At 52.0% G+C, this 18,997-nt stretch carries 15 protein-coding genes and 4 tRNA genes; 2 read left to right on the top strand and 17 right to left on the bottom strand.

The features are described 5' to 3' along the window. Positions 1 to 19: 19 nt before the first annotated feature. Positions 20 to 328 carry a DUF4286 family protein gene (locus ACYZZ0_RS21135; RefSeq protein ID WP_461538651.1) on the top strand — a complete coding sequence of 103 codons (309 nt, stop codon included), beginning with the start codon at positions 20 to 22 and terminating at the stop codon, positions 326 to 328. A gap of 47 nt (positions 329 to 375) precedes the next feature. Here ACYZZ0_RS21135 and ACYZZ0_RS21130 read toward each other — a convergent pair whose 3' ends face one another. From ACYZZ0_RS21130 to birA, 17 genes are all read right to left on the bottom strand, one after another. Continuing rightward, positions 376 to 912 (bottom strand): hypothetical protein, encoded by a 537-nt coding sequence (locus ACYZZ0_RS21130; protein WP_461538650.1) that lies wholly within the window; start codon positions 910 to 912, stop codon positions 376 to 378. 123 nt (positions 913 to 1,035) lie between these two features. Further along, on the bottom strand, positions 1,036 to 5,250 hold the full coding sequence (gene rpoC / locus ACYZZ0_RS21125; protein WP_461538649.1) for a DNA-directed RNA polymerase subunit beta': 4,215 nt from the start codon (positions 5,248 to 5,250) through the stop codon (positions 1,036 to 1,038). A 62-nt stretch (positions 5,251 to 5,312) separates the two neighbouring features. Next, entirely contained in the window at positions 5,313 to 9,392 is a 4,080-nt protein-coding gene (gene rpoB / locus ACYZZ0_RS21120) for a DNA-directed RNA polymerase subunit beta (RefSeq protein ID WP_461538648.1), read from the bottom strand. Positions 9,393 to 10,199: 807 nt separating this feature from the next. Further along, positions 10,200 to 10,574, bottom strand: coding sequence for a 50S ribosomal protein L7/L12 (gene rplL, locus ACYZZ0_RS21115; RefSeq protein ID WP_461538647.1), 375 nt, complete (start codon positions 10,572 to 10,574; stop codon positions 10,200 to 10,202). A gap of 134 nt (positions 10,575 to 10,708) precedes the next feature. Continuing rightward, positions 10,709 to 11,239 carry a 50S ribosomal protein L10 gene (gene rplJ / locus ACYZZ0_RS21110; RefSeq protein WP_461538646.1) on the bottom strand — a complete coding sequence of 177 codons (531 nt, stop codon included), beginning with the start codon at positions 11,237 to 11,239 and terminating at the stop codon, positions 10,709 to 10,711. A 320-nt stretch (positions 11,240 to 11,559) separates the two neighbouring features. Further along, complete coding sequence (gene rplA / locus ACYZZ0_RS21105) at positions 11,560 to 12,255, bottom strand: 50S ribosomal protein L1 (RefSeq protein WP_461538645.1); 696 nt, start codon at positions 12,253 to 12,255, stop codon at positions 11,560 to 11,562. After that, positions 12,256 to 12,687, bottom strand: coding sequence for a 50S ribosomal protein L11 (gene rplK, locus ACYZZ0_RS21100; RefSeq protein WP_461538644.1), 432 nt, complete (start codon positions 12,685 to 12,687; stop codon positions 12,256 to 12,258). A 153-nt stretch (positions 12,688 to 12,840) separates the two neighbouring features. Beyond that, positions 12,841 to 13,374, bottom strand: a complete 534-nt coding sequence (gene nusG, locus ACYZZ0_RS21095) for a transcription termination/antitermination protein NusG (protein WP_461538643.1) — start codon at positions 13,372 to 13,374, stop codon at positions 12,841 to 12,843. 9 nt (positions 13,375 to 13,383) lie between these two features. Then, positions 13,384 to 13,755 (bottom strand): preprotein translocase subunit SecE, encoded by a 372-nt coding sequence (gene secE, locus ACYZZ0_RS21090; protein WP_461538642.1) that lies wholly within the window; start codon positions 13,753 to 13,755, stop codon positions 13,384 to 13,386. A gap of 122 nt (positions 13,756 to 13,877) precedes the next feature. Then, positions 13,878 to 13,953, bottom strand: a tRNA-Trp gene (locus ACYZZ0_RS21085). 164 nt (positions 13,954 to 14,117) lie between these two features. After that, positions 14,118 to 14,193: transfer RNA gene (locus ACYZZ0_RS21080), tRNA-Thr, on the bottom strand. Between the two features lie 21 nt (positions 14,194 to 14,214). Continuing rightward, positions 14,215 to 14,288 (bottom strand) — tRNA-Gly (locus tag ACYZZ0_RS21075). Between the two features lie 117 nt (positions 14,289 to 14,405). Further along, a tRNA-Tyr gene (locus tag ACYZZ0_RS21070) sits at positions 14,406 to 14,489 on the bottom strand. After that, positions 14,452 to 14,577: a hypothetical protein gene (locus ACYZZ0_RS21065; protein WP_461538641.1), complete on the bottom strand. Its 126-nt coding sequence runs from the start codon at positions 14,575 to 14,577 to the stop codon at positions 14,452 to 14,454. The genes ACYZZ0_RS21070 and ACYZZ0_RS21065 overlap by 38 nt, the downstream gene beginning before the upstream one ends. A 77-nt stretch (positions 14,578 to 14,654) precedes the next feature. Beyond that, complete coding sequence (locus tag ACYZZ0_RS21060) at positions 14,655 to 15,389, bottom strand: SPOR domain-containing protein (RefSeq protein ID WP_461538640.1); 735 nt, start codon at positions 15,387 to 15,389, stop codon at positions 14,655 to 14,657. A gap of 163 nt (positions 15,390 to 15,552) precedes the next feature. Continuing rightward, positions 15,553 to 16,290, bottom strand: a complete 738-nt coding sequence (locus ACYZZ0_RS21055; RefSeq protein ID WP_461538639.1) for a type III pantothenate kinase — start codon at positions 16,288 to 16,290, stop codon at positions 15,553 to 15,555. Next, complete coding sequence (gene birA / locus ACYZZ0_RS21050) at positions 16,287 to 17,252, bottom strand: bifunctional biotin--[acetyl-CoA-carboxylase] ligase/biotin operon repressor BirA (protein ID WP_461538638.1); 966 nt, start codon at positions 17,250 to 17,252, stop codon at positions 16,287 to 16,289. Before birA ends, ACYZZ0_RS21055 begins: the two co-directional genes overlap by 4 nt. Before the next feature lie 180 nt (positions 17,253 to 17,432). Between birA and ACYZZ0_RS21045 the strand changes: the two genes are divergently transcribed. After that, on the top strand, positions 17,433 to 18,881 hold the full coding sequence (locus tag ACYZZ0_RS21045) for an anion permease (RefSeq protein WP_461538637.1): 1,449 nt from the start codon (positions 17,433 to 17,435) through the stop codon (positions 18,879 to 18,881). Positions 18,882 to 18,997 lie beyond the last annotated feature (116 nt).

The raw sequence follows: 18,997 nt of genomic DNA, 5'->3' as shown, positions 1-18,997 counted from the left end.
TTATCCACAGGAGTCATGCATGGTGATTTATGAAGTCAATCTGGCGATAGAGCCCGATATTCTGGATAAGTATCTGCTCTGGCTACAGCAACATATTCAGGCAATTTTGAAGCTTGAAGGTTTTACAACGGCTGACACTTACACACTGGAGAGTGACGATGAGAAGTATCATCTTCGCGTGCAGTATTATTTGAAGGATCGTGAGAGTTTGCAGGCGTATTTTGATCATCACGCCACTGCATTTCGCAACGATGGATTACAACGGTTTGGAGGAAAGTTTTCTGCCAATCGAAACATACTGACAGCCAGACCACTCATAACGGCATAGTTGATGGCCGGCAATAATAATGCCCGCAGAACAGCGGGCACCGGAACTTACTCAGCTTCAGTAACAGCTTCCTGTTCATTCACTGTTGCATCTTCTGTTTGCTTTGCATCATCCATATTCACACCGGCAACATTCAGTGCCAGCTTGCCGCCCTGCATCTGAATTTCATAATCCATAATGTAACGGCGGTCGTGACCAAACTTTTCCCGCTTGCGGTCAATCATCATACTCAAGTCACTGTCTGCGCCTTCAATATGATCATCAGAAACAGTGCCTTTTTCCTTCAGGGTCTGCAGCAGGCTGTTTTTCTTTTCATCGTCCAGCAATCCCAGGTTCCAGCACAGCACAGAAAACTGCAGCGCACCTTTCTGTTCATCCAGGTTCTCGGTCATGCGAACCAGCGGTGCTGCGAATTGAGTCAGCGCTTCTGACAGCTTGCCAAGTGCGGAAGCATTGGTCCGCGCTTTAACACCAAACTTTTTGGTTACCCGCTTCTGCAGTTTAACTTCCGGTGCCTGACTGACAGCCTGTTTGGTTTTACGTTTCTGGCGCTTGGCTTCTTTCAGCTTTCGTTTCTGGCTCATGGAGGGACAACTCGGACTTTAAGATATTAAAAAAAAAGAGCTGCAGATATCTGCAACTCTTTCTGGTGTGCATCAGATCACAGTGCAGCGGCACTCTGCAGGAGCAGAGCGCCGTCACTCCAATCAGGCGTCGCCGGAGCTCAGAGCTTCGGACAGAGCCTCTGCCACTTCGTCGTGGCTGATCTGTGGTACCGGGATATCGAATTCCGGTACATCGCGCTTGCTGCGACGATCTTCGTGGTACTTCAGACCGGTACCGGCCGGAATCAGACGACCCACAACAACGTTTTCCTTCAGACCACGCAGGTAGTCTTTCTTGCCGGTTACGGCAGCTTCGGTCAGGACACGGGTAGTCTCCTGGAAGGAAGCAGCAGAAATGAAGGATTCGGTCGCCAGAGACGCCTTGGTAATACCCAGCAGCACACGCTCGTACTTGGCCGGGAACTTGTCCTGGGCAACCAGCACTTCGTTCTCTTCCAGTACGCGGGTGATTTCCAGCTGATCACCACGGATCAGGGAAGAATCGCCAACTTCGCTCACTTCAACCTTGCGCAGCATCTGGCGCAGAATGGTTTCAATGTGCTTGTCGTTGATCTTTACACCCTGCAGACGGTATACGTCCTGAATCTCGTTGATGATGTAAACCGCCAGAGCGCTTACACCCAGCAGACGCAGGATATCGTGCGGGTTATCCGGGCCGTCGGAAATAACTTCACCCTTGGTAACCTGTTCGCCTTCGAACACGTTCAGGTGACGCCACTTCGGAATCAGCTCTTCATACGGATCAGCACCGTCGGTCGGGGTGATGACCAGACGCTTCTTACCCTTGGTTTCCTTACCGAAACCAATGGTACCGGAGATCTCTGCACGGATAGAAGATTCTTTCGGCTTCCGCGCTTCGAACAGGTCGGCCACTCGTGGCAGACCACCGGTGATGTCCTTGTTACCACTGGACTGCTGCGGAATACGGGCAATGATGTCACCCACTTCCACATTAGCACCGTCCTTGATGCTGACCAGAGCGTCAGCCGGCAGGAAGTACTGAGCAGGTACATCGGTACCCGGCAGTTTCAGCTCATTACCGTTTTCGTCCAGCAGCTGGATAGCCGGACGGATGTCCTTACCAGCGGACGGACGATCTTTCGGATCCAGCACTTCAATACTCGACAGACCGGTCAGTTCGTCAGTCTGCTTCTTGACAGTAATGCCTTCATCCATACCGATGAACTTCACGTGACCGGAAATTTCGGTAACGATCGGGTGGGTGTGTGGATCCCACTTGGCAACGATCTGGCCAGCTTCGATTTCAGCGCTGTCCTTAACAGACAGAACTGCACCGTAAGGCAGCTTGTAGCGCTCACGCTCACGACCAAACTCATCCGCTACAGCCAACTGGCCGGAACGGCTGACAGATACCAGTGAACCATCGGCCTTTTCTACAGACTTCAGGTTGGACAGACGCACGGTACCTTTGGTCTTCACAGTGATGTTGTCTTGCGCCGCATTTCTGGACGCAGCACCACCGATGTGGAAGGTACGCATGGTCAGCTGGGTACCCGGCTCACCGATGGACTGGGCAGCGATAACACCAACTGCTTCACCCACGTTGATCAGGTGACCACGGGCCAGGTCACGACCGTAGCAGCTGGCACATACGCCGTGCTTGGTCTCACAGGTAATCGGAGAACGGGTGATTACCTCGTCGACGTTCAGAACCTCGAGCTTCTTGACCCACTTCTCATCAACCAGAGTGCCGGCTTCGATGGCAACATCGTCGCTACCCGGGATGTAAACGGTTTCTGCGATAACACGACCCAGAATACGCTCACCCAGCGGCTCAACTACGTCACCGCCTTCGATGTGCGGTGTCATGGTCAGACCTCTGGAGGTGCCACAGTCTTCTTCAGTGACAACCAGGTCCTGCGCCACGTCTACCAGACGGCGGGTCAGGTAACCGGAGTTCGCAGTCTTCAGAGCGGTATCCGCCAGACCCTTACGAGCACCGTGAGTAGAGATGAAGTACTGCAGTACGTTCAGACCTTCACGGAAGTTCGCGGTAATCGGCGTCTCGATGATGGAGCCGTCCGGCTTGGCCATCAGACCACGCATACCGGCCAGCTGACGAATCTGGGCTGCGGAACCCCGCGCACCGGAGTCGGCCATCATGTAAACGCTGTTGAAGGATTCCTGATCAACTTCCTTGCCTTCACGGTCGATGACAGTGTCGGTTTTCAGGTTGTCCATCATGCGCTTGGCCAGCATTTCGTTGGCACGGGACCAGATATCGATAACCTTGTTGTATTTCTCGCCCTGGGTTACCAGACCGGAAGCAAACTGATTTTCGATTTCACGGACTTCGCTGTAAGCGTCATCGATGATGCGGCTCTTCTCATCCGGGATAACGAAGTCGTTAACACCGATGGAAGCACCGGAAATTGCAGCGTAGCTGAAGCCGAGGTACATCAGCTGGTCAGCGAAGATAACGGTTTCCTTCAGACCTACGTTGCGGTAGCAAACGTTGATCAGGCCGGAAATCGCTTTCTTGGTCATCTTCTGGTTGACCAGTTCGAACGGCATGCCTTCCGGTACGATATCCCACAGCAGGACACGACCCACAGTGGTGTCAGCCAGGAAGGTACGTTCTTTCAGCTCACCGCCTTCTTCGTCACGTACCTTTTCAGAGATACGAACCTTGACGCGGGAGTGCAGCTCGGCACCGCCGGTACGATACGCACGCAGCGCTTCGTTAACGTCAGTAAAGGCACAGCCTTCACCCTTGGCGTTAATACGCTCACGGGTGATGTAGTACAGACCCAGTACCACGTCCTGGGAAGGTACGATAATCGGTTCGCCGTTTGCCGGAGCCAGGATGTTGTTGGTAGACATCATCAGGGCACGGGCTTCCAGCTGGGCTTCCAGTGTCAGCGGTACGTGTACCGCCATCTGGTCACCGTCGAAGTCAGCGTTGTACGCCGCACAAACCAGCGGATGCAGCTGGATTGCCTTACCTTCGATCAGCACCGGTTCGAACGCCTGGATACCGAGACGGTGCAGGGTCGGCGCACGGTTCAGCATAACCGGATGTTCGCGGATAACTTCAGCGAGAACGTCCCACACTTCCGGGGTTTCGCGCTCGACCATCTTCTTGGCAGCCTTGATGGTGGTCGCCAGACCACGGGCTTCCAGCTTGCCGAAGATGAACGGCTTGAACAGTTCCAGTGCCATCTTCTTGGGCAGACCACACTGGTGCAGACGCAGGGTAGGACCTACGGTAATTACAGAACGGCCGGAGTAGTCAACACGCTTACCCAGCAGGTTCTGACGGAAACGACCCTGCTTACCCTTGATCATGTCAGCCAGGGATTTCAGCGGGCGCTTGTTGGAACCGGTGATGGCACGACCACGACGGCCGTTGTCCAGCAGGGCGTCAACAGCTTCCTGCAGCATACGCTTCTCGTTGCGTACGATGATGTCAGGGGCGTTGAGGTCCAGCAGACGCTTCAGACGGTTGTTACGGTTGATAACCCGACGGTACAGATCGTTCAGGTCGGAAGTCGCAAAACGACCACCGTCCAGCGGTACCAGCGGACGCAGATCCGGCGGCAGAACAGGCAGTACGTCCAGAATCATCCAGCTCGGCTCGTTGCCGGAGTTGTGGAATGCTTCCAGCATCTTCAGACGCTTGGACAGCTTCTTCAGACGGGTTTCAGAGTTAATGCTCGGCAGCTCTTCACGCAGAATGTCGATCTCTTCTTTCAGATCAATATCCTTCAGCAGCGCCTGGATGGCTTCCGCACCCATGCGGGCATCGAAGTCATCGCCGAATTCTTCCAGTGCTTCGTAGTATTCTTCGTCACTCAGCAGCTGGCCCTTGTCCAGAGTAGTCATACCCGGATCGATAACCACGTAGGATTCGAAGTACAGAATCCGTTCCAGGTCACGCAGGGTAACGTCCAGCAGCAGACCGATACGGGACGGCAGGGACTTCAGGAACCAGATGTGGGCAACCGGGCTGGCCAGTTCAACGTGACCCATACGCTCACGACGAACCTTGGACAGCGCAACTTCTACGCCACACTTTTCACAGATAACACCACGGTGCTTCAGGCGCTTGTACTTACCGCACAGGCACTCGTAGTCTTTTACCGGGCCAAAGATTTTGGCACAGAACAGGCCGTCACGCTCAGGCTTGAACGTACGGTAGTTGATTGTCTCCGGTTTTTTTACTTCACCGAAGGACCAGGAACGAATCAGTTCTGGAGAAGCCAAGCCGATACGAATCGAGTCGAATTCTTCAGACTGTCCCTGGGTCTTAAGCAGATTCAGCAGGTCTTTCAAGATTTAATCTCCTCGCGGTGGTGGGCGGGAGTGCGCGCTCCCGCCACCGCTAAAAGTCTGTCTTATTCGTTTTCAAGCTCGATATCGATGCCCAGAGAGCGAATTTCCTTCACCAATACGTTGAAGGACTCGGGCATACCGGCTTCCATTCGATGATCGCCGTCGACGATGTGCTTATACATCTTGGTACGACCTGCGACGTCGTCAGACTTGACTGTCAGCATTTCCTGCAGGGTGTAAGCGGCACCGTAAGCTTCCAGTGCCCACACTTCCATCTCACCGAAGCGCTGACCACCGAACTGAGCCTTACCGCCCAGCGGCTGCTGGGTAACCAGAGAGTAAGAACCAGTAGAACGTGCGTGCATCTTGTCGTCTACCAGGTGGTTCAGCTTCAGCATGTACATGTAACCAACGGTTACCGGACGGTCGAACTGATCACCGGTACGGCCATCGTGCAGATTGAACTGACCACTGTCGTCGATATCAGCCAGACGCAGCAGTTCCTTGATCTCGGCTTCCTTGGCACCGTCGAATACGGCAGTTGCCATCGGAACACCCTTGCGCAGGTTCTGTGCCAATTCAGTGATCTCGGCATCGCTCATGGCATCCAGATCAACTTTCTGGCGACCACTGCCCACACCGTTGTAGACCTGATCCAGGAACTTGCGGATCTCGGCCATGGCACGCTGGGACTCGATCATTTCATTGATCTTGTCACCCAGACCACGGGCAGCTGCACCCAGGTGAGTTTCCAGTACCTGACCAACGTTCATACGGGACGGTACACCCAGCGGGTTCAGAACGATGTCGACAGGGTTACCGTTCTCATCGTACGGCATGTCTTCTACCGGCATGATGATGGAGATAACACCCTTGTTACCGTGACGACCCGCCATCTTGTCACCCGGCTGGATGCGACGCTTGATTGCCAGGTAAACCTTGACGATCTTCAGTACACCCGGAGCCATGTCGTCGCCGGACTGCAGCTTCTTCTTCTTGTCTTCGAAGCGTTCGTCGTGAGCGGCGCGCAATTCTTTCAGCTGCTTCTGGGCAGCGTCCAGGTGCTCGTTCAGGGTTTCGTCAGCCATGCTGAGCTTGAACCACTGCTCGTGTTCCAGACCGTTCAGGTATTCGTCAGAGATGCTGTCGCCCTTGCTCAGTGCAGGACCACGGTCTGCCGGCTGGCCAACCAGGGATTCACGCAGACGGGCAAAGGTGTCTTCCTCAACGATCCGGAACTCTTCGTTCAGATCCTTGCGGAATTCATCCAGCTGGGCCTTCTCGATAGACAGGGCGCGGGAATCTTTCTCAACGCCGTCACGAGTGAAGACCTGTACGTCGATAACGGTACCTTTGACAGAAGTCGGTACACGCAGGGAAGTGTCCTTAACGTCGGACGCCTTCTCACCGAAGATCGCACGCAGCAGTTTTTCTTCCGGAGTCAGCTGGGTTTCGCCTTTCGGCGTTACCTTGCCAACCAGAATGTCGCCAGCGCCAACTTCAGCACCCACGTAAACAATACCGGCTTCATCCAGCTTGTTCAGTGCGGATTCACCAACGTTCGGAATATCGGAAGTGATTTCTTCCGGTCCCAGCTTGGTGTCACGTGCCACACAGGTCAGTTCCTGAATATGGATAGTGGTGAAGCGGTCTTCCTGAACAACACGCTCGGAAACGAGGATGGAGTCCTCGAAGTTGTAACCGTTCCAGGGCATGAACGCGACGCGCATGTTTTGACCCAGCGCCAGTTCACCCATATCGGTGGACGGGCCGTCAGCCAGGATGTCACGACGGGCAACCTTGTCACCTTCTTTAACCAGCGGCAGCTGGTTGATGCAGGTGTTCTGGTTAGAACGGGTGTATTTGGTCAGGTTGTAGATATCCACACCGGCTTCGCCTGGCTGGATTTCATCACCGTTAACGCGGATTACGATACGACCGGCATCAACAGTATCTACAACACCACCACGACGGGCTACGACACAGACACCGGAGTCACGGGCTACGTTCAGCTCCATACCGGTACCAACCAGCGGCTTGTCAGCACGCAGGGTCGGAACAGCCTGACGTTGCATGTTGGAACCCATCAGCGCTCGGTTAGCATCGTCGTGCTCGAGGAACGGAATCAGGGATGCAGCAACAGATACAACCTGACGCGGAGATACGTCCATATACTGGACTTTTTCCGGCCCCATCAGGGTAAATTCGTTGCGGTGACGTACGTTAACCAGTTCTTCCTGCAGCTCGCCCGCTTCGTTCATGACAGCGGAAGCCTGCGCGATAACGTATTCACTCTCTTCAATGGCAGACAGGTAATGAATGTCTTCAGTTACCTTGCCGTCAATAACCTTGCGGTACGGGCTTTCCAGGAAGCCGAAATCGTTGGTACGGGCATAGGTTGCCAGAGAGTTGATCAGACCGATGTTCGGACCTTCAGGGGTCTCGATCGGACAGACACGACCGTAGTGAGTCGGGTGTACGTCTCGAACCTCAAAGCCGGCACGCTCACGGGTCAAACCACCCGGGCCAAGCGCAGATACACGACGCTTGTGCGTGATTTCGGACAGCGGGTTGTTCTGGTCCATGAACTGGGACAGCTGGCTGGAACCGAAGAATTCCTTGATGGCCGCTGCAACAGGCTTGGCATTGATCAGATCCTGAGGCATCAGGCCTTCGGAATCTGCCAGAGACAGACGTTCTTTAACCGCACGCTCAACACGTACCAGACCTACACGGAACTGGTTCTCGGCCATTTCGCCAACAGAACGGATACGACGGTTACCCAGGTGATCGATATCGTCGCAAACGCCTTTACCGTTACGGATATCAACCAGAATCTTCATGACATCAACGATGTCCTGGGTATCAAGAACGCCCGGACCGATATCATTTTCACGTCCCAGACGACGGTTGAACTTCATACGACCAACAGCAGACAGGTCGTAGCGCTCGGTTGTGAAGAACAGGTTCTGGAACAGCTGTTCTGCAGCTTCCTGAGTCGGCGGCTCACCCGGGCGCATCATGCGGTAGATTTCTACCAGTGCGTCCAGCTGGGTAACAGTGGTGTCGGTACGCAGGGTATCGGAAACGAAAGAACCGCAGTCCAGTTCGTTGGTGTACAGGGTTTCAACCTGCTTGATGCCACCTGCCAGCAGTTTTTCGTAAATTTCGAGAGTAACCTCGGTGTTACACTCGAGCAGGATTTCGCCAGTTGCCGGATGAACAACAGGCTTGGCCAGCACTTTGCCGAACAGGTAGTCGACAGGAGCGCTCAGCTTGTCAATGTTTGCTTTCTGCAGCTGACGGATATGACGTGCAGTTACACGACGACCTTTCTCAACGATGACATTACCTTCGCCATCCTTGATATCGAAGCTTGCAGCTTCGCCACGCAGACGTTCCGGAACCAGTTCAGTGGACACACCTTCGGAGCTCAGCTCAAAGGCAACAGTGTCAAAGAAGTTGTCCAGCATCTCATCGTTCGTCATGCCCAGTGCGCGCAACAGAATGGTTGCAGGCAGCTTGCGGCGACGGTCGATACGAACGTACAGCATGTCTTTCGGATCGAACTCGAAGTCGAGCCATGAGCCACGGTAAGGAATTACCCGGGCAGAGTAGAGCAGCTTACCGGAGGAGTGAGTCTTGCCTCGATCGTTGTCGAAGAACACACCCGGTGAGCGGTGGAGCTGGGAAACAATAACACGTTCCGTACCATTGATTACGAATGTGCCGTTTTCTGTCATGAGCGGAATTTCGCCCATGTACACTTCCTGCTCTTTAATATCTTTAATTGCTTTGTTGCCTGATTCCTTGTCATAAATCATCAGGCGAACTTTTACGCGCAGAGGTACCGCATATGTGGCACCGCGCAGCTGACATTCCTTGACGTCGAACGCAGGAGTGCCGAGCCGATAATCGACGTATTCCAGCGCAGCGTTACCAGAATAGCTAACAATCGGAAAAACAGACTTGAAAGCCGCGTGCAGACCGATATCCTTGCGACCTTCGGTCGGCGTACCTTCCTGCAGGAGTTTCCGGTATGAATCGAGCTGGATCGCCAACAGGAATGGCACGTCCATGACATGCGGCAGTTTGCCGAAGCCCTTACGGATTCGTTTTTTCTCAGTATATGAGTAAGCCATCAAGCATTCCCCAGCGTGGTCACCTTGTTCGCCGCAGGCTACCTAGCAGCCTCGGCCATTCGGTTAGAGGACGGGTGGTCCCCATTCACTCGTGTCGGTGATTTGCTTCCGTGTATGAGTCCGTGCGCTATCAGCGCCCGTCTCGTCCCAAAGCCAATATAAAGCAGCACAAAGTACCTTCAACCCAACCTCCTGCCTTGCAACAGGAACAGATATCAGCACAGATGTACTGTGATTCGTGCACAGAGGCACCGTTTGACAGCTCGCCCAGTTGGAGGAGCTTTCTGAGACACCCGTTCAGATGTCTTGCGTCGAGCACATAAAGCACTTCGACCGCAGGAAAGGTAATCTGTTTCAGAATTGCTCTTGCGCAGGTCTGGCAATCTTGTTCAAATTCAAACCAGTTCGATATTATGAACCTGTTTAAACTGCCAGTCTGATTGAGTTATTCTGCGACAGCTGTCCCTCCACCCTCTGCGCAATTCCTGAATCAAGCTTTGAACCAGGTTTGCAGACGGCCCTGCACACGATATATCCGGATAACAACCTTCCCTCACCTGCCTGATAAATAAAGTCAGGTGTAAAGAGTGTTATTCGGTCAGATTTCCGGCATGTGGCTGTTCCAGTTTGCACTACTGACACGCATGCGGCCAGCTTACAGGCACGAAAATGCCTGCTTTTTGCTATCTTCGTCAGCCTTTCGGTTTCAAAAGCAACCTATTCATACAACGGAAAAAGGCCGGTGCCCCGAGGGCACCAGCCATTCGGCCTATTATGCAATAAGCCTGAAGTCATGCAAAGTAGAAATTACTTGATTTCTACAGATGCACCAGCTTCTTCCAGCTGCTTCTTCAGTTCTTCAGCTTCTTCCTTGGAAGCAGCTTCTTTAACTGGAGCAGGAGCGCCGTCTACAACGCCCTTAGCTTCTTTCAGGCCCAGGCCGGTAGCAGCACGTACAACCTTGATTACGTTGACTTTCTTGTCGCCAGCGCTGGTCAGGATTACGTCGAACTCGGTCTGTTCTTCAGCAGCAGCAGCTTCGCCAGCAGCAGCAGGAGCAGCAGCAACAGCAGCAGCAGCGGAAACGCCGAACTTTTCTTCCATAGCGGAAACCAGTTCAACAACGTCCATTACGGACATTTCAGCGATAGCGTTCAGGATATCTTCTTTGGACAGAGCCATTTTCATATCTCCAAAAATCGGTTTGGTAAAACCAAAATTCATTCTGGGTGACCGTATCTATGCCGCCTGCTTCATCAGGTCGGACACAGACAACATTCGGTCACCTATATAACTTTCAAAGCCCCTGAAAAGGATCAGGCTGCTTCTTTTTTCTGGTCGGCAACAGCTGCCACTACACGGGTGATACTGCCCGGGAACTCGTTGAAAGTTCTCGCCAGCTTGGTCACCGGTGCAATCATTACGCTCATCAGCATTGCGCGCGCCTGGTCCAGAGTCGGCATCTTAGCCAGTACGTCAATCTGCTCAGCAGGGAGCACCTGACCACTGATAGAGAGTGCCTTAACCTCCAGCTCTTTGTTCTCTTTAGCGAAGTCCTTCATCAGGCGCGCAGCGGCACCCGGGTCTTCCTGAGAGAACGCCAGGACGGTCGGACCAACCAGTTCTTCTTTCAGGCACTCAAATTCAGTACCTTCAACCGCGCGACGTGCCAGTGTGTTCCGAACAACTTTCAGATACACACCGCCTTCGCGGGCCTGCTTACGCAGGGAAGTCATCTGACCAACGGTCAGACCACGGTAGTCCGCAATGACAGCCGACAGAGCGTTTTGGGCAAACTCGTTGACCTCGGCGACTATCGCCTTCTTGTCTTCGAGACCTAACGCCATTGGCTTTACTCCAATCTTTTACAGTCAAACATAACTCTCGAAAGAGAGTCAGTTTACCGACAACCTGATAACCAAAACGGTTTCAGATTGCTACCTGAAAACGGTGATGGGTTCAGTTTTAAATCAGCCTGATAACAGGAGATCACTGATCACCGTCTGCGCAGGATTATTAAGCCTTCCACTGGAACCCCAAAGGGATCGCCTGCATCAGCTCCTGCGGTCTTTGACAGCCCCCGAAAAGGGGACCCCAAAGTCTCTGCTTCAATGATGAGCATCTTTAAAGGTGCTCATCACGAAGACTTTAATTCTTTCTGAACGAATTAGATGTCCAGAGAAGCCATGTCGATAGTCAGACCCGGGCCCATGGTAGAGGACAGGGTGACTTTCTTCATGTAAACGCCCTTGGCGGAAGCCGGCTTCAGCTTCTTCAGGTCAGCCATCAGAGCTTCAACGTTCTGCTTCAGAGCAGAAGCGTCAAAGTCGATCTTGCCAACACTGCTGTGGATGATGCCGTTCTTGTCAGTACGGAAACGAACCTGACCAGCTTTAGCGTTCTTAACCGCATCAGCAACGTTAGGAGTTACAGTACCAACCTTCGGGTTAGGCATCAGGCCACGCGGGCCCAGGATCTGACCCAGCTGGCCAACAACACGCATTGCGTCCGGAGAAGCAATAACAACGTCGAAGTTCAGCTCACCAGCTTTAACCTGTGCAGCCAGATCATCCATACCGATGATGTCTGCGCCAGCTTCTTTAGCAGCTTCAGCGTTAGCGCCCTGTGTGAACACAGCAACGCGAACTTCTTTACCGGTACCGTTAGGCAGAACGGTGGAACCACGAACAACCTGATCAGATTTACGCGGATCAACACCCAGGTTCACGGAAACGTCTACAGATTCCTTGAACTTGACGGAGGAGATTTCGCCCAGCAGCTTTGCAGCTTCTTCGAAAGAGTAAGCCTTACCAGCTTCTACTTTCTCGGCGATCATCTTCTGGCGCTTGCTCAGTTTAGCCATTTACACGCCCTCCACGTTCAGACCCATGCTGCGTGCGCTACCAGCGATGGTGCGAACGGCAGCGTCCATGTCTGCAGCTGTCAGATCAGGCTCTTTGGTTTTGGCGATCTCTTCCAGCTGTTCACGGGTTACAGTACCGACCTTTTCAGTGTTAGGACGGCCAGAACCTTTCTTCAGCTTGGCAGCTTTCTTCAGCAGAACAGCAGCCGGCGGAGTCTTGGTTTCAAAGGTGAAGCTGCGGTCATTATAAACAGTGATAATAACCGGAGTAGGCATACCCGGCTCAAGACTCTGGGTCTTGGCGTTGAATGCCTTACAGAATTCCATGATGTTCACACCGTGCTGACCCAGAGCAGGACCAACGGGCGGACTTGGATTAGCTTGACCTGCAGCAACCTGCAGCTTGATGTAAGCTTGTACTTTCTTAGCCATAACAACCTCTAATTGGGTTAAACACCACCAATTTCAAACCTTTCAGCCTGATTTGGCAGCTCCCCGAAAATACCCCACTCGAATCGAGTGACGTACAGGACATAAAAAACCCACACCGCTTCGCGGCATGGGTACAATCCTTTGTCTAGATGATCAGACCTTTTCGACCTGACCGAATTCCAGCTCAACTGGAGTAGAACGTCCGAAGATCATAACTGCAACATGCAGTCGGCTCTTCTCGTAATTGACTTCTTCTACAACGCCGCTGAAATCTGCGAACGGACCGTCGATAACACGGACCATTTCGCCCGGTTCGAACAGTGTCTTCGGACGCGGTTTCTCCGCACCCTCTTCCATTCGCTCAAGAATCTTGTCAGCTTCTTTCTGACTAATCGGCTGAGGCTTCTCGGCAGTTCCGCCAATGAAACCCATAACCCGTGGCGTATCTTTCACCAGGTGCCAGGTGCCGTCATCCATTTCCATTTGGACCAGCACATAACCAGGGTAGAATTTACGCTCACTTCGACGCTTCTGACCATTACGGATTTCAACAACTTCTTCCGTAGGAACCAGAATTTCGCCGAACTGGTCTTCCATGCCGTGGAGCTTAACTCGCTCCTTCAGCGACCGCATTACATGCTTCTCGTAACCCGAGTAAGCATGAACAACGTACCAACGCTTAGCCATCGCTCACCTTTATCCGATCAGGCTGCTGACAATCCAGCCCAGTAATGAATCCAGCCCCCACAGGATAAGACCCATAACAATTACAACCGCCACTACAATCAGGGTTGTCTGCAGGGTTTCCTGACGCGTTGGCCAGACTACTTTACGAATTTCTGTTTTGGAGTCCTTGATCAGTTGCCAGAAGGACTTGCCCTTTGCAGTCTGAAGCGCGATCAGACCTGCAACAGCTGCCAGAACCAGCAGCGCAATCACCCGGTACAGCAGGGATTCACCTGAGTAAACCGAGTTTCCAACAACACCAGCAAAAACAAGAGCTACTGATGCTGCCCACTTGAAGCCGTCCATGCGGCTCTCTTGATCAACTTCTGCCTTTCCAGTCATTGATTGGTCTCTAGCCTGGAAGTTCCATTTAAGGAAAGAAACAGCCACAAAACGGCATCATTTGATCTGAGGATAAAATTGCGCCTGTGACTCGCTATTTATTACCGTGGATTTGAAAATAATGGCAGGCCAGGAGGGAATCGAACCCCCAACCCCCGGTTTTGGAGACCGGTGCTCTACCAGTTGAACTACTGGCCTGTTACTTTCGTATCCCGAGCCGTCTAGTATAACCGCCCTTGATCACGGTTGAAAAGCCGCTTTTCCTTTATCCTTGGTGCTATCGCTTTTCCGGGCCTCAACCAACCACCCCTGGCAGATTGAAAAACAGGGGTAGATATTCTCATATCTACCCCTGTTTTAAATGGAGCTCATAACCAGATTTGAACTGGTGACCTCGTCCTTACCAAGGACGCGCTCTACCGACTGAGCTATATGAGCTTAAAACTTTCAAATTTTAAATGGAGCGGGTAGCGGGGATCGAACCCGCATCATCAGCTTGGAAGGCTGAGGTTCTACCATTGAACTATACCCGCAAATCCTTACGCATTTGCGTGTAGCGCTTTACCTGCACTCAGGGCTCAAGCATTACAATGGGAGCCCAACCAAGCCGGTCGCACCCTAACATCCAAACCCGGACGCTAGTAAAATCATGGTGGTGGGGGCTGGATTCGAACCAGCGAAGCTTTCGCGTCAGATTTACAGTCTGATCCCTTTGGCCACTCGGGAACCCCACCATGCCGTTGCCCTGTCTTCAGGAGCAGCGCTATTGTCTTCAGCACCCTCTTCTTTGTCAACCCCGTATTTCTCGGAGAAGTTAAACAATCTCTTTTCACCTTGCCGGTGTCTCGAAGACCGTTTAAAGAAGCTGCCTCGTCAGCGCGGGGCGTATATTAGATAAACTAAGACCCGGATGCAATCCCTTTACATAAATTCTGACGTTTTTCGTTTAAAGAAAACTGCTGCTGCAAACTTTCCCACAATTTATCTTCCATCAACTGATCTGAAGCCTCGGAAAGTTCGACCCAGAACTCATGCCGGTAACGGGGCACAAGACGAATATCCGTTTCATAACCTGCCCGGTAAATATTCTGCTGCAGTTTTTTGGCCGCCTGCTCGCGGGAAAAAAGTCCCAGCGACAATCCGTTTCGCAAATCACCTTCGTTAATTACAAAGCTGTCGATTTTTTTCGCGTGCAACTCTTTGCGTAACCTGGCAGCTTCATCGCGATTCACCAGAGGCTTCATATATACCCAGTAATCCGGACTGGTTTCTATCTTGTTGTCGATAATTCTGGCCGGAATACTGATAACAAAAAGTCGTTGCTGCAGCTGACTGGCTTCTTTGTCATCAGCCAAAGGACCCAGCCATACACAATTAACTTCCTCACCCTCTGTCGTGTTTTGATCAGATTGATCAGGAAGCCATTCAGGTGCTCTGGCCTCGGTAACAATCTGCTCTTCTGTTATCTCCTTCACAGCAAGGCTTTCACTCAACAACAGCAACTTCTGCCCTCCCAACGTATCGGGCAGTGATGCATTGCTTTCAGGATTATGATTTTGCTCCAGATAGCCAGCGTGGTTCATCATGAAAAACACAATGTTGGCCACCAGAGATAACAGAAAAAACCAGCGCATAGAGATCCACTTTCATGGTCCGCCGTGAAGTAAACATTTAAGGCCCTATTACCTTCACAGCTGTTAGCACAGTTATTGGTTTTGCAATGCCATCATTTTTATTCAGCAACTCTCGATGACATTGCCTGTCTTTTATTCTTTTACTGCCAAATGACCGGTCTGCTCAGCTTGCTGAAGCGAACGCGAAGGTCAGTCCGTCCATCACCAGTGACGGTTCTTCTATCCACTCATACTGAAGGTGGTCAGATAATAAACGTCCGTCTCCACCAGAAAGTATAACCAATGGATTATCGCCGGCAGCTTGTATAGCCTGATCCACCATCCCTTTCACCATAGCCAGCATGCCATGGCCGATACAGGCTTCTGTATTTTTGCCTGGGCTGACATTTTTAAGATCATCTATTGCGACCTTGATATCAGCCGTTCCCTGCAACAACACCTGCTTCATTAGTCTGATGCCTGGCACCAGATATCCCCCCAGGTGCTTTCCTGATGCCGAAACAATATCGACAGTAATTGCAGTACCACAATCAACAACCACCAGGTTTCGCTCAGGATAGCGATGACGTGCGGCAAGCATTGCCAGCCAGCGATCAACCCCCAGCTTTTCCGGTTGTGGATAAACCACTTCAAGTCCCTGCCAGCTTTTTTGTGTGGCCGCAAAATCCACCTGAAGGGCCAGTACATCTTCAGCGGCCTTTTCAATACAGGCGCGGCGGGCAGCACCGGATACCAGACTGCCACGAATACAACCCAGTGGTTTAAGTTCCTCTAACAGTGCTGCCAGCTCAGGCTGCCAGACCCCGTCATTTTCAAGCACTCCGGAACAGACAATTTCACCCTGCCTGATCACCCGCCACTTCATTCGTGTATTGCCGCCATCAAACTCAAAGATTTTCATAGCAGTGCTCTCAATGACAGTTCTCCTCCCTTGAATATCTGAATGCCATTGGCAGTCCTGATTTTCAGACCACCATCCACTTCAACACCCAGCGCCTCACCACAAATTGCATCAGTTGCTGTGGATAACACCACCTGTCGGCCAACAAATGCATCATAGCGACTCCACTCTTGCTGGAAGGCTGCAAATCCGGATTGACCAAAAGTTTCCAGCATTGGAATCAGGGTATTCGTGAGCCGGGCTATGACTTCATTTCTTGAAGCTCTGACCGGTAGAATTTCATGCAGGTCTGCCACCGGCTGGTCAATCTGTTGCCTGTCTTCCGGGAACAAGCGACCATTAACGCCCATGCCAATCACAACCTTGCACTCTCCGGTCGGATCACCACTGATTTCCAACAACACACCAGCCAATTTGCGTCCCTGCCACAGCACATCGTTTGGCCACTTCAACTGAACGCCCTTGCCACCAAAAGCTTCAACTGTTCTTACCAGTGCCAGGCCAACCGCAAGACTCAGCCCTTCAAGTGAAGCAACGCCCTGTCTCACATGCCAGATCATGGAATAATAGATACTGCTGCCAAAAGGACTTTGCCAGCTTCTGCCGCGTCGCCCGCGACCGGACGTCTGACACTCTGCCAGACAGATATTCCAGCGCCCCGGGTTTTCCTGCTCACACTGCTGCACCCAGTCATTGGTTGAACGAACAACCGGGTCGCAGTGCAGCAGCACATTATCAACCAGCTCGGGTTTAAGATGTGCGGCAATTTTTGCCGTGTCCAGCAGTTCGATACCACTGGCAAGGCGATAACCTTTACCCCTGACAGAATCGAGCCGCAGCCCCAGTTCTTCCAGGTGCTTTATTTTTTTCCACACTGCTGCTCTGCTGATACCCAGTTTCTCTCCAAGCTCTTCCCCGGAGTGAAAGAAACCATCAGCCAATAAGTCCAGTAATGCCTGCATTAGATGCCATCTTTTGTTCAACAGCTGTTCAGGAGCGCATCATACTCGTTTTTCTGCAACGGTTCTGCGAACGCACACCTGCGGCAGACTTTAGAAAGTAGCAAGAAAATCAGCAAACCGTGTCACAAGACCTATTCTTTGTATGTCTGTACCACTTTATTTCTATCAAAGCAGGTTTTTATGCAATCAGCCGTGCGCTCGCTGACTTCACCGGGGGATGCCTTACCTTTTCTGGTTCCGATTATCGTCGGACTCGGAATCTGGTTTTGTGGAATACCTGAAGGACTTAATCCACAAGCATGGCAATTATTTGCCATTTTTGTTGCGACGATAGTTGGTATTGTCTTAAAGCCGTTGCCTATGGGTGCCGTTGCTTTATGCAGTATGACAGCTGCTATTATTACCGGAGCACTCGACCCAAGTTCCAAGGGGGCTGTCAGCAAAGCATTGGCAGGCTTTGGGCATCCGGTACCTTGGCTTGCTGTATTGGCTTTTTTTATTGCCAGAGGATTTATCAAAACCGGACTGGGTCAGCGCATCGCCTATCTGTTTATTCGCCTGCTGGGTAAAAGGACACTGGGGTTAAGTTACGGTCTGGCTATTACTGACCTGATTCTGGCACCGGCAATGCCCAGCATTACGGCAAGAGGGGGTGGCATTATCTACCCCATCGTCAATGCCATATCGATCAATTACGGCTCCCAGCCAAATCAACCAAGTGCAAAACGTATTGGCCACTTTCTGATGGCCTCAGCATTTCAGGTCAACGTTATTACTGCCGCGATGTTTTTGACTGGTATGGCCGGCAATGCCATAGCAGCGAACATGGCAGCAGAAATGGGAATTGAAATCAGCTGGACAACCTGGGCACTGGCCGCTCTGGTTCCGGGCCTGCTGTCGCTGTTTGCTGTGCCTTTATCCCTTTATCTGATTTACCCGCCGGAGATCAAGGCAACACCTGGCGCCACAGATTTTGCTACCCGTCATCTGCAGGAAATGGGGCCAATTTCTCGTAATGAGTGGGTGATGCTGCTGACGTTTTTCCTGCTGTTAGTGTTATGGATCGGTGGTGATTATTTCCAGGTTCACACCATTGCCGCGGCCTTTCTCGGTGTCTGTCTGTTGCTGGTTTCCGGTGTGCTTGACTACAGTGATATTCAGAATGAAAAGGCCGCCTGGGATACATTACTCTGGATGTCGATTCTGATTGCACTGGCAGGCCACCTGAATCAGCTTGGATTTATCAGCTGGATGACTACAGAAGCCAAGGGTCATATCACAGGTATTCCGTGGGAGCTTGCCTTTGTGCTGCTGTCAGCTTTCTTCTTATATAGTCATTATCTTTTTGCCAGCGCATCCGGGCATACTGTGGCTATGATGCTCCCCTTGCTGGGTGTCGGTATCGCGATTGGCGTGCCCCCAATGATGATGGCACTGTCCCTTTGCTTTATCGGAAATTTATTTGGTGGCCTGACCCATTACAGTATTGGCCCGGCCCCTATTTTCTTCGGTGCCGGATATAACGAACTTTCTGATTGGTGGAAAATGGGCTTTCTGGCCAGCGTTATTAACCTAGTGATCTGGCTGGGTGCAGGCAGTCTGTGGTGGAAATGGCTGGGATATTGGTAAATATCTCAGCTTTGGCATGTTCCAGGATAAAAAATCTGGAATGAAAAAAGCCCGATAGCATAAGCTATCGGGCTTTTTAATTAAGAGCCTGACGGTGACCTACTCTCACATGGGGA

This window comes from Spongorhabdus nitratireducens (genome assembly GCA_947387575.1).
In the GTDB taxonomy this organism is placed as follows: domain Bacteria; phylum Pseudomonadota; class Gammaproteobacteria; order Pseudomonadales; family Endozoicomonadaceae; genus CANDOC01.
The sequence above is the reverse complement of the archived record's forward strand: the minus strand, read 5'-3'. Positions and strand labels throughout refer to the sequence as shown.